An 11,015-nucleotide genomic window follows, 5' to 3' on the forward strand; every position below is an offset into this window, starting at 1 on the left:
GAGCATATGACGATACAACACACTCAAGACCTTGCTCAGATCCGGGCGATTGTTCCGGAAATGCGCCGTGTTAAATGCATCCACTTTATCGGCATCGGTGGTGCCGGTATGAGCGGTATCGCTGAAGTCCTGCTCAACGAAGGTTATCAGATCACCGGATCGGACCTGGCGGAGAATGCCGTCACTGAGCGCCTGCAAAGTAAGGGCGCGCAAGTGTACATCGGACACCAGGCGCTGAATGTGCAACACGCCAGTGTGGTGGTGGTCTCTACGGCGATCAATGAAGAAAACCCGGAAATCATCGCCGCTCGTGAACGACGCATTCCGATTGTTCGCCGTGCTGAAATGCTGGCGGAGCTGATGCGTTTCCGTCACGGCATTGCTGTCGCCGGGACGCATGGCAAGACCACTACGACGGCCTTAGTGACGCAAATTTACTCAGAAGCCGGTCTGGATCCAACGTTTGTGAATGGTGGACTGGTAAAAAGCGCCGGGACTAATGCCCGTCTCGGTTCAAGCCGGATTTTGATCGCTGAAGCCGACGAAAGTGATGCGTCTTTTCTTCACTTACAGCCGATGGTCAGCATCGTCACCAATATTGAAGCCGATCACATGGACACTTATGGCGGTAACTTCGATACTCTCAAACAGACGTTCATTGATTTTCTGCACAACTTGCCGTTCTACGGTCAGGCGATTTTGTGTATTGACGATCCTGTGGTGCGTGAACTGATCCCGCGAGTCAGCCGTCAGGTGATCACTTATGGCTTTTCGGCCGACGCTGATGTGCGGATTGAAAATTACCGTCAGGAAGGTCAACAGGGCAAATTTACTGTCGTGCGTCAGGGACGCAAAAATTTGGATATTACGCTGAACATTCCAGGACGTCACAACGCCCTGAATGCCTCTGCGGCGATTGCGGTGGCAACCGAAGATGATATCGATGATGCGGCGATCCTGGCGGCTATGGCTGGTACTCAGGGGACCGGACGCCGGTTTGATCATCTGGGCGAGTTTGATACCGGCAACGGCCATGCCATGTTGGTGGACGACTATGGCCACCATCCGACGGAAGTAGACGTGACCATCAAAGCGGCGCGCAGTGGTTGGGCGGACAAACGTCTGGTGATGGTGTTTCAGCCACACCGCTACAGTCGCACCCGCGATCTGTACGATGATTTTGCCAATGTGCTCGATCAGGTGGACGTGTTGATCATGCTGGACGTCTACGCCGCAGGGGAAAAACCAATCTCCGGTGCTGATAGCCGTTCGTTGTGCCGGACCATTCGCAGCCGTGGAAAACTGGAACCTATATTTGTGCCTGACAGTCAAACTCTGCCCGCGGTATTAGCTAATGTTTTACAAGATGGTGACTTAGTATTAACGCAAGGCGCGGGTGATGTTGGCAAAGTAGCAAAGCAATTAGCTGCACTGGAACTGAATATCGAGAAAATGCAGAACGCGGAAGAGTAGATTGGATATTTCGAAGATTTAAACACAATTCGTATTTAAAGCTTCGATTTCTCAATTTCAATATTTGCTACTTTCACTTACCTCAGTATAATCCAAAGGTTAAAGTAAGTGCTTTTACCTCTATTACGAAAAAGGAATAGGGAAATATTGCAGGCTAATGGCAAGGACAACGGACTTTGATTAAAAGTGCTTTAAATGAAGGCCGTTGGTTACCCAATTATCCACTAGTCAGACAACATGCCACAGGCGGCTGTTTTCTGCTGGTGGTTTTGTTGTTGATTGGCTCAATGCTCTATTCAACACTGTCATGGATGTGGGACGATCAACGATTACCCCTGTCTAAGATTGTGTTACAAGGCGATTTGGAATACGTCACGGCTCAGGATGTCCAGCGCGCGTTCGCGAAGCTGGATCACATCGGAACATTTATGTCGGAAGATATCGATGGACTGCAGAATACCGTACAAACCATCCCTTGGGTTGCGCATGCTTCCATTCGTAAACAGTGGCCTGATACCATCAAAGTGTTTTTGACGGAGAATCACCCGGCCGCGATATGGAATGGGACCGCACTGCTGAATGACAAAGGTCAGGTGTTTAACGGCGATGTCGGTAAACTGAAAGAGGAGCGAGTGAAACTTTACGGTCCGCAGGGATCCAGTGAAGAAGTTCTCTCGGTCTGGAAAGATATCGAGCCGCGTTTTCAAACTCTGGGGCTGAACATCAGCTCATTAGTATTAAACGAACGCCGAGCCTGGCAAATCATATTGGAGAATGGCATTCGTCTGGAATTGGGCAAAGAATCGCTCGAAGAAAGGATCGAACGTTTTTTATTCCTGTATAAGAAATTAGGTAGCGAGGCTGAAAAAGTCAGCTACGTCGACCTCAGGTACGATACCGGAGCCGCCGTTGGTTGGTTCCCGAAAGAAGAGTAAGCACAAGAGAACTCAGATGACTAAGACTGCAGATGACAGCATTATTGTTGGTCTCGATATAGGCACTGCAACCGTATCAGCTCTGGTCGGTGAACTGCTCCCTGATGGTCAGATCAACATTATTGGTGCCGGTACCAGCCCATCACGTGGGATGGATAAAGGCGGCGTCAACGATCTGGAATCGGTCGTGAAGTCGGTTCAGCGTGCCATTGACCAGGCTGAGTTGATGGCAGAATGCAGCATCAGCAATGTGTTTATTTCTCTCTCCGGCCGCCATATCGCGAGCCGGATTGAAAAAGGCATGGGCACCATTTCTGAGGAAGAAGTTTCTCAGGATGATATGGATCGCGCCATTCATACTGCGAAATCGATCAAAATTGGGGATGAACAACGCATTCTTCACGTGATCCCGCAGGAATTTACCATAGACTATCAGGAAGGGATCAAGAATCCGCTTGGTTTGTCTGGGGTTCGGATGGAAGTGAGTGTTCACCTGATTTCATGCCACAATGACATGGCACGGAATATCATCAAAGCGGTAGAACGTTGCGGTCTGAAAGTGGAACAACTGGTCTATTCGGGCCTGGCGTCTAGCAACGCCGTGATTACCGAAGATGAACGTGAGTTGGGTGTCTGCGTCGTCGATATCGGCGCGGGTACGATGGATGTGTCCATCTGGACTGGCGGCGCGCTGCGCCACACCGAAGTATTCTCATATGCGGGTAACGCCGTGACCAGTGATATCGCGTTTGCGTTTGGTACTCCAGTCAGCGACGCAGAAGAGATCAAAGTAAAATATGGCTGTGCTCTTAGTGAGCTGGTCAGCAAGGATGATACGGTTAACGTTCCTAGTGTTGGCGGTCGCCCGTCGCGCAGTTTACAAAGACAAACCTTGTCTGAGGTAATTGAACCTCGCTACACTGAACTTATGGGACTGGTTAATCAGACGATCGATACTGTTCAAGAAAAACTGCGTGAGGATGGCATTAAACACCATTTGGCAGCAGGGATTGTGCTCACCGGCGGGGCGGCACAAATTGAAGGTTTGGTCGAGTGTGCGGAACGGGTATTCCGCAACCAAGTCAGAGTCGGCAAGCCACTGGAAGTGAGCGGGCTCACAGATTATGTAAAGGAGCCGTACCATTCTACGGCAGTTGGTTTACTTCATTACGCAAGAGACAGTCGAATTAACGACGATACCGAGTATAACGAGCCGAAGCGCCAGTCCATGTCGGGATTGTTAGGTCGTTTGCGTAACTGGATACAGAAAGAATTTTAACCTGAGCAGCAGGAAAGGCGGAGATAACACATGTTTGAACCGATGATGGAAATGTCTGACGATGCAGTAATTAAAGTCGTTGGAGTAGGTGGTGGCGGCGGTAACGCTGTCGAACACATGGTGCGTGAGTCCATCGAAGGTGTGGAATTCATCAGTGTTAACACGGATGCACAAGCACTTCGTAAAACAAGCGTAAACACAGTGATTCAGATTGGTGGCAACATCACTAAAGGTCTGGGTGCGGGCGCTAACCCTCAAGTCGGGCGTGAAGCCGCTCTCGAAGATCGCGATCGCATTAAAGAAGTGCTGACCGGTGCCGATATGGTATTTATCGCAGCGGGTATGGGCGGTGGTACTGGTACTGGTGCTGCTCCTGTTATCGCAGAAGTGGCAAAAGAACTGGGTGTTCTGACTGTCGCAGTGGTGACCAAGCCTTTCAGCTTTGAAGGTAAAAAGCGTCTTGCTTTTGCCGAGCAGGGGATCGAAGAGCTGTCTAAACATGTGGACTCTCTGATTACGATTCCAAACGAGAAGCTTCTGAAAGTACTGGGTCGCGGCGTCACTCTGCTTGAAGCCTTTGCCAGCGCGAATGATGTACTGAAAAATGCTGTTCAGGGTATTGCTGAGTTGATTACTCGTCCTGGCATGATCAACGTCGACTTTGCTGACGTTCGTACTGTGATGTCGGAAATGGGTCACGCCATGATGGGCAGCGGTGTCGCGAAAGGCGAAGACCGTGCTGAAGAAGCGGCAGAAACCGCTATCTCCAGCCCGCTACTAGAAGACATCGATCTGGCAGGCGCTCGTGGTGTGCTGGTTAACATCACGGCGGGTCTGGATATGCGTCTGGATGAGTTTGAAACTGTGGGTAACACAGTGAAAGCCTTCGCATCTGACAATGCAACAGTGGTTATCGGTACATCGTTGGATCCTGATATGACGGAAGAAATCCGCGTCACCGTGGTCGCCACGGGTATCGGCAACGAGAAAAAACCAGACATCACTTTGGTGGCTGGCGGTAAGGCAAAAGTCGCACCAGTTGCTCAACCACAGCAAACTGCACCAGTTGTTCCTCAGCAACCTGCAGCCAAAGTGGAAGAGAAGCCGGCACAACCTTTGCAGCAGGAAAAACCACAAGTCAGCCAGCCAGCGGCATCGAGCTCGTCTAATCAGGCAGCCGCACCGAAAGCTGAGAAGGAAAGTGGTTACTTGGATATACCAGCATTCTTGCGTCGTCAGGCTGATTAAGAAATCATCATAATTTGACACTGTTCAAAATTATGGTAGCATACCCGGTCAATGGCATCATCGGCCGTGGTTTGTAGCACTTATATAGAGGCAAGTAGATGATCAGACAACGTACTCTGAAAGAAATAGTGAAAACAACTGGTGTGGGTCTCCACTCTGGTCGTAAAGTCACGCTTACTCTTCGCCCTGCCGCTGCAAACACTGGGGTTGTGTACCGTCGTACCGATCTCAATCCACCGGTTGATTTCCCGGCGAACGCAGAATCTGTACGCGATACTATGCTGTGTACCGCTTTGGTCAATGACGAAGGCGTGCGCATCTCGACTGTTGAGCACTTGAACGCGGCTTTGGCAGGAATGGGGATCGATAACGTCGTCATCGAAGTGGATGCGCCGGAGATCCCAATCATGGACGGTAGCGCGAGCCCGTTTGTGTTCCTGCTTCAGCAAGCCGGTATTGAAACGTTGAACGTACCTAAACGTTTTATCCGTATTAAAAAGCCAGTGCGCATCGAAGATGGCGACAAGTGGGCTGAATTGGTACCGTTTAACGGTTTCCGTATGGACTTCGAAATTGAGTTCAGCCATCCGGCGATCGACTCTGACGAGCAGCACCTGCGCTTCGACTTCTCTTCACAAGGGTTTGTGAAAGAGATCTCTCGCGCTCGTACGTTCGGCTTTATGCGTGATATCGAATACCTTCAGGCACAGAATTTGTGCTTGGGCGGCAGCTTCGATAACGCGATCGTATTGGACGATTACCGTATTCTGAACGAAGACGGCCTGCGTTTTGAAAACGAATTTGTAACCCATAAAGTGCTGGATGCGATTGGTGACCTTTACATGTGTGGTCATGCGATCGTGGGTGAATTCCGTGCCTTTAAATCCGGTCATGGTCTGAATAACCAGTTGCTGCGTGCGGTACTGGCGGATCAGGAAGCGTGGGAATGGGCAACGTTTGAAGAAGAAGCGGGTTCTCCAGTTGCGTTTGCAGAGCCAAATATGGTTCTGGCGTAACGGCAAAATAGATTATAAAAAACCAGACCTGAGGTCTGGTTTTTTTACATCCGAATTTTGTGATTTGGGCAATACTGGTGGTTTATTTGCGTGACAGTTTGGCGATATTTTCCAGGCGCTGTTTGATTTTGTCCGGCGCATTTTGCGCAATAGTACGCAGATAAGCGGCCGCACAGTCTGAAATCGGTGGTCTGGGCGGTGCACTCTGCTTCTCTTCTGCGACGCTTCTGACTCTGTAGAGATCCGGATTGATCCTGATCTCTATACTGATCAGACGAGCGTAACCCTGATGGCGCAGCTGGTTCAATAAATGCAGCCGATCGCGGTCAAGCTTCATTTTGATCGCTGCACTGGCGACTTCAAGCACCAGCACACTGTCTTTCAGGTTTGCTACCCGGCAATGATCCGCCGCGTTGGCAGGCAACAGAGATTGGAGGATCCGGTTGATCGCCAGGATCTCTTCTGCATGCGCCTGTAGCTGGCTCATTTTGGATTTCGCCAGAATGGTGTCGGTGGAAGTAGGGCGGTGGTCTCTCATCATTGCAATCTAAACTTCGATTTACAGTTAGTGTAATCCAAGCTTTGCCCAGAAGATAGGGGCGTCAGCGACCAATTGTTCATCAAATAATTGATAAAAAATAAGTCCGCTTCAAACAAATGGCCTTGATGATGGTTGTTTGCGGAAAAATTCCTTAAACTAACGGCCGCAAATTGTAACTTTTGCCTTGAAATACAGTATTCTCATCACAATATCTCATGTGATACATGATTTATCTCAGTATTCTTAGTTCAAGACTGGTAGAGACTGAAGGCAAAAAAGTAGACCTAGGGAAGGTCTAAGAAAGAGAGATTCATAGCAAATGATAACTAAGCTACTGACAAAAGTAATTGGTAGCCGTAATGACCGTACATTGCGTCGCCTTAGAAAGATTGTAAAAGAGATCAATAATTACGAGCCGAGTTTTGAAGCTCTGTCTGATGACGAGCTGAAAGCGAAAACCGTCGAGTTCCGTGAGCGCCTGGAAAAGGGTGAAACACTCGACCAACTTCTACCAGAAGCTTTTGCTACCGTTCGTGAGGCATCGAAACGTGTTTTTGGCATGCGCCACTTCGACGTGCAGATGATTGGTGGTATGGTGTTGAACGCAGGCCAAATTGCTGAGATGCGTACCGGTGAAGGTAAAACGCTGACGGCCACTTTGCCAGCTTACTTGAATGCACTGCCAGGTAAAGGCGTTCACGTTGTCACGGTGAACGATTACCTTGCCAAGCGTGATGCTGAGACCAACCGTGCGCTGTTTGAATTCCTGGGTATGACCGTTGGCGTCAACGTGCCGAACATGCCGCCGCATGAGAAAAAAGCAGCGTATCAAGCGGATATTTTATACGGAACAAATAACGAATTTGGTTTTGACTACCTGCGCGATAACATGGCGTTTCGTAGTGAAGACCGTGTTCAGCGCGATCGCTTCTTTGCGATTGTCGATGAGGTGGACTCCATCCTGATCGATGAAGCGCGTACGCCACTGATCATCTCTGGTCCTGCTGAAGACAGCTCAGAACTCTACACCCGCATCAATACACTGATCCCACATCTGCAGAAGCAAGATAAAGAGGATTCAGAAGAGTACCGCGGTGATGGTCACTACACCGTGGATGAAAAGTCGAAACAGGTTCATCTGACTGAGACTGGTCAGGAGTTTGTTGAAGAACTGCTGGTCAAAAACGGTTTGATGGAAGAGGGCGATACGCTCTACTCACCAACCAACATCAGCTTGCTGCACCATGTGAACGCGGCGCTGCGTGCCCACGTGTTGTTTGAGCGCAACGTTGACTACATCGTGACAGACGAAGGCGAAGTGGTGATCGTGGATGAACACACCGGTCGTACTATGCCGGGCCGTCGTTGGTCTGAAGGTCTTCATCAGGCAGTCGAAGCCAAAGAAGGCGTCAAGATCCAAAACGAAAACCAGACACTGGCCTCCATCACTTTCCAGAACTACTTCCGTCTGTACGAGAAGCTGTCGGGTATGACAGGGACGGCGGACACGGAAGCGTTCGAATTCCAGTCGATTTACGGCTTGGAAACTGTGGTGATTCCAACCAACAGACCGATGATCCGCAACGATATGCCTGATGTGGTTTACCGCACCGAAGGGGAAAAATTCGCGGCGATCATTGAAGACATCAAAGAGCGCGTGGCGAAAGGCCAGCCAGTACTGGTGGGTACGGTATCGATTGAAAAATCAGAGTTGCTGTCTAACGCGTTGAAGAAAGCCAAAATTAAGCACAACGTACTCAACGCCAAATTCCACGAAAAAGAAGCAGAAATCGTCGCCGAAGCGGGGAAACCGGGCTCGGTGACCATTGCCACCAACATGGCGGGTCGTGGTACCGATATCGTGCTGGGTGGTAGCTGGCAGGTCAAAGTGGAGTCAATGGAGAACCCGACTCAGGAACAGATCGATGCCATCAAAGCTGAATGGCGTCAGGTGCACGATCAAGTGCTGGAAGCGGGCGGTTTGCATATCATTGGTACTGAACGCCATGAATCACGTCGTATCGATAACCAGTTACGTGGTCGTTCTGGTCGTCAGGGGGACGCTGGTTCGTCTCGCTTCTACCTGTCGATGGAAGACTCTCTGCTGCGCATTTTTACCTCAGACCGGATGGCGAGCTTGATCCAAAGTGGTATGGATGAAGGTGAAGCGATCGAATCCAAGATGCTGTCGCGTTCGATTGAAAAAGCCCAGCGTAAAGTGGAAGGTCGCAACTTCGATATCCGTAAACAGCTGCTTGAATTTGACGATGTCGCCAATGACCAGCGTAAAGTGGTTTATGAGCTGCGCGATGAACTGATGAGCGTTGATGACATCAGTGACATGATTGAACAGAACCGCCTCGATGTGTTCACGTCGGTGATCGACGAATACATCCCACCTCAGTCGCTGGAAGACATGTGGGAAGTGGAAGGTTTGCAAGAGCGTTTACGTAACGACTTCGATTTGGATCTGCCAATTAAACAATGGCTGGAAGAAGACGACAAACTGTACGAAGAAGCGTTGCGTGAGAAAATCATCGATGCGGCTGTTACGGTTTACAAAGCCAAAGAAGAGACCGTTGGTGAAACTGTCCTGCGCAACTTCGAAAAATCGGTGATGCTGCAAACGCTCGATACCTTGTGGAAAGAGCATCTGGCGGCGATGGATCATCTGCGTCAGGGGATCCACCTGCGTGGTTACGCGCAAAAGAACCCGAAACAGGAGTACAAACGTGAATCGTTTGAACTGTTCGAGGGCTTGCTGGATTCACTCAAGTTTGATGTGATTGCCATCCTGTCGAAAGTACGTGTACAGCAACAGGAAGAAGTCGAGCGGATGGAAGCTCAGCGTCAGGCGCAGGCAGAAGAAGCCGCTCGTCGTGCTCAGGCGCAACACGCTGTGGCAGAAAACCCGCTCTCCGACGGTGAAGAAGAGTCGGGGGCGCATCAACCTATGGTGCGTGATGAGCGTAAAGTGGGTCGTAACGAACCTTGCCCGTGCGGCAGCGGTAAAAAATACAAACAGTGCCACGGTAAAATTGCTTAATTACCGGGCGGTTTGCCTGTTAAAAAGAGTCGCGTTGAGCGGCTCTTTTTTTAAGTAAAATCTGCGCATAAGTGGCGTGGGAAGTAGGAAGAGAACAATGAAACGCATTCATATTGTGGCCGGGATTATTTTCAATTCAGATAAGTCACAGATTTTTATTACCAAACGCCCAAGCGACAAGCACAAAGGTGGCTTCTGGGAATTCCCGGGAGGCAAAGTCGAAGTGGGCGAAAGCATTGAACAGGCGCTGATCCGTGAGCTGCATGAAGAAATTGGGATTGAGTCGACGCAACTGGCGCCTTACGTACATCTCGAATACGATTATCCGGATAAGTCACTCAAGTTCGATTTTATGACGGTGACCGAGTTCGACCATCAACCGTTTGGTAAAGAGGGGCAGGAAGGGCGTTGGATTGATGTGGCAGAGCTGGCGAACTACACCTTTCCGGAGGCAAATGTGCCGGTCCTGGAGCAGGTATTAAAAGAGTTCTCATAAGCGCTGGTCACCCACAGCGAATATTGTTAGTTTTAAGGCAACAGAGACACACCGTCTGATGAGGATCAGCCGGGCAGAAAAGAACGGAGAACAAAGCAATGGTAAAAATTGCGATTGCAGGTGCGGCAGGACGCATGGGACGCAATCTGGTGAAAGCGACTTTACAGAATCAGCAAGCCCGATTTGGTGCAGGCTCCGAGCGTCCGGAATCTTCACTGGTTGGTGTAGACGTGGGCGAGTTGTGTGGTGAAGGTAAGCTGGAGATCGCTCTGGTTGATGATTTGGAAAAAGTGATCGATCAGTTTGATGTGATCATCGATTTTACTGCCCCGGCCAGTACGTTGGCGAACCTGGAGCTGTGTCGTAAGCACGCTAAGAAGCTGGTTATTGGTACCACAGGTTTCAGTGATGAGGAGCGGGCGCGCATTGACGAAGCCGCCAAGACTGTACCAGTGGTGATGGCGCCCAACTATTCGGTTGGGGTTAACCTGGTCTTCAAGCTGCTGGAGAAGGCTGCCAAGGTGATGGGCGACTATTGTGACATCGAAATCGTCGAAGCGCACCATCGGCATAAAGTGGATGCTCCTTCTGGAACGGCGATTGGTATGGGTGAAGCCATTGCCGAGGCAATGGGAAACAAACTGAACGATGTGGCGGTGTATGCCCGTGAAGGGATCACTGGTGAGCGGACCCGTGATGAAATCGGTTTCGCCACTATCCGTGCCGGTGATATCGTCGGTGAACATACAGCCATGTTTGCGGATATTGGTGAACGAGTGGAGATCACTCACAAAGCGACCGATCGGATGACTTTTGCAAACGGCGCTGTCAAAGCTGCGGTGTGGCTGAACAGTAAACCCGCGGGTTTTTATACCATGACGGATGTGCTCAACCTCAATGAGCTTTAATACATAATTATTCGCCGGCGTAAGCCGGCTTTTTTGTATTTAGACACCTGTGACAGAATAAATCAACTTGCCT

9 protein-coding genes are annotated in these 11,015 nt (G+C 50.0%); 8 read left to right on the forward strand and 1 reads right to left on the reverse strand.

The features are described 5' to 3' along the window. Positions 1 to 6: 6 nt before the first annotated feature. The 5 genes from murC (at position 7) to lpxC (ending at position 5,951) form a co-directional block, all read left to right on the forward strand. Positions 7 to 1,473, forward strand: coding sequence for a UDP-N-acetylmuramate--L-alanine ligase (murC, locus tag CAG65_RS18595; protein WP_161454592.1), 1,467 nt, complete (start codon positions 7 to 9; stop codon positions 1,471 to 1,473). 176 nt (positions 1,474 to 1,649) lie between these two features. Further along, positions 1,650 to 2,408: a cell division protein FtsQ/DivIB gene (locus CAG65_RS18600; protein WP_021706971.1), complete on the forward strand. Its 759-nt coding sequence runs from the start codon at positions 1,650 to 1,652 to the stop codon at positions 2,406 to 2,408. Between the two features lie 16 nt (positions 2,409 to 2,424). Further along, a complete protein-coding gene (gene ftsA, locus CAG65_RS18605; protein WP_021706972.1) occupies positions 2,425 to 3,687 on the forward strand; it encodes a cell division protein FtsA in 1,263 nt (420 codons plus the stop codon). Between the two features lie 30 nt (positions 3,688 to 3,717). Further along, entirely contained in the window at positions 3,718 to 4,935 is a 1,218-nt protein-coding gene (gene ftsZ, locus CAG65_RS18610; protein ID WP_021706973.1) for a cell division protein FtsZ, read from the forward strand. Between the two features lie 98 nt (positions 4,936 to 5,033). Next, a complete protein-coding gene (gene lpxC, locus CAG65_RS18615) occupies positions 5,034 to 5,951 on the forward strand; it encodes a UDP-3-O-acyl-N-acetylglucosamine deacetylase (RefSeq protein WP_161454593.1) in 918 nt (305 codons plus the stop codon). Between the two features lie 82 nt (positions 5,952 to 6,033). On the opposite strand, the gene CAG65_RS18620 is transcribed toward lpxC, so the two are convergent. Beyond that, positions 6,034 to 6,489 carry a DUF721 domain-containing protein gene (locus CAG65_RS18620; RefSeq protein WP_040903129.1) on the reverse strand — a complete coding sequence of 152 codons (456 nt, stop codon included), beginning with the start codon at positions 6,487 to 6,489 and terminating at the stop codon, positions 6,034 to 6,036. A gap of 322 nt (positions 6,490 to 6,811) precedes the next feature. Here CAG65_RS18620 and secA point away from each other — a divergent pair, with 322 nt between their 5' ends. The 3 genes from secA (at position 6,812) to dapB (ending at position 10,942) form a co-directional block, all read left to right on the forward strand. Further along, positions 6,812 to 9,538: a preprotein translocase subunit SecA gene (gene secA / locus CAG65_RS18625; RefSeq protein WP_161454594.1), complete on the forward strand. Its 2,727-nt coding sequence runs from the start codon at positions 6,812 to 6,814 to the stop codon at positions 9,536 to 9,538. A 97-nt stretch (positions 9,539 to 9,635) separates the two neighbouring features. Beyond that, positions 9,636 to 10,034, forward strand: a complete 399-nt coding sequence (gene mutT, locus CAG65_RS18630; RefSeq protein WP_161454595.1) for an 8-oxo-dGTP diphosphatase MutT — start codon at positions 9,636 to 9,638, stop codon at positions 10,032 to 10,034. A 98-nt stretch (positions 10,035 to 10,132) separates the two neighbouring features. Next, the gene (gene dapB, locus CAG65_RS18635) at positions 10,133 to 10,942 is read left to right on the forward strand and encodes a 4-hydroxy-tetrahydrodipicolinate reductase (RefSeq protein WP_021705977.1); all 810 of its coding nucleotides are present in this window, start codon (positions 10,133 to 10,135) and stop codon (positions 10,940 to 10,942) included. Positions 10,943 to 11,015 lie beyond the last annotated feature (73 nt).

It is taken from the genome of Vibrio sp. V39_P1S14PM300 (assembly GCF_009904765.1).
GTDB classification, from domain to species: domain Bacteria; phylum Pseudomonadota; class Gammaproteobacteria; order Enterobacterales; family Vibrionaceae; genus Vibrio; species Vibrio proteolyticus.

Coding starts and splice junctions, on each gene's coding strand:
- murC (WP_161454592.1), top strand. CDS start 7: ATGACGATACAACACACTCAAGACCTTGCTCAGATCCGGGCGATTGTT.
- ftsA (WP_021706972.1), top strand. CDS start 2,425: ATGACTAAGACTGCAGATGACAGCATTATTGTTGGTCTCGATATAGGC.
- ftsZ (WP_021706973.1), top strand. CDS start 3,718: ATGTTTGAACCGATGATGGAAATGTCTGACGATGCAGTAATTAAAGTC.
- lpxC (WP_161454593.1), top strand. CDS start 5,034: ATGATCAGACAACGTACTCTGAAAGAAATAGTGAAAACAACTGGTGTG.
- CAG65_RS18620 (WP_040903129.1), bottom strand. CDS start 6,489: ATGAGAGACCACCGCCCTACTTCCACCGACACCATTCTGGCGAAATCC.
- secA (WP_161454594.1), top strand. CDS start 6,812: ATGATAACTAAGCTACTGACAAAAGTAATTGGTAGCCGTAATGACCGT.
- mutT (WP_161454595.1), top strand. CDS start 9,636: ATGAAACGCATTCATATTGTGGCCGGGATTATTTTCAATTCAGATAAG.
- dapB (WP_021705977.1), top strand. CDS start 10,133: ATGGTAAAAATTGCGATTGCAGGTGCGGCAGGACGCATGGGACGCAAT.